Source organism: Dellaglioa sp. CoH-56-MRSF-11 (assembly GCF_056782135.1).
This window is the reverse complement of sequence record NZ_JBXAYE010000057.1, coordinates 1-356: the sequence shown is the minus strand read 5'-3', so window position 1 is coordinate 356 and position 356 is coordinate 1. Positions and strand designations below refer to the sequence as shown.

Annotated in this window: 1 protein-coding gene; it reads right to left on the bottom strand. The window is 49.7% G+C overall.

What is annotated here, in order from left to right; all coding sequences use genetic code 11:
• Nucleotides 1-180: hypothetical protein (locus AC1RPT_RS07825; protein WP_481762989.1), on the bottom strand; the 180-nt coding region annotated here is incomplete at its 3' end.
• Between the last annotated feature and the right edge of the window lie 176 nt (nt 181-356).

Sequence of the window (356 nt, the reverse complement as noted above, 5' to 3'; positions counted from 1 at the left end):
ATATAGAACAGTTACATGATATTCCGTGCTGTTCTCTGCCTTAAACGGAGCACCGGTCAAAAGCTGCTGAACGGTAAGCACCCCCTCTTCATCTGGATCACACCATACATACAGCCCGGACTTTGAATCCATCATGCGAATCTCGTCGTACAGGATTCGTGCATAGATAGGTGTACTCATTAAAACCCTCCAGAAGATCGCACACGCCTCACCATATCGAGCGTGAAACTCAGTTGCGTAACCTTGGTAGCGGCCCCGATTTCATCACGCTTCTTCTGCTAGGCACCGAGTGCCTTGAAGTACGTGGCCTTATACGCCGCATCTTTGTCAAGAATCTTCAGCGCCAACGTCTCCAC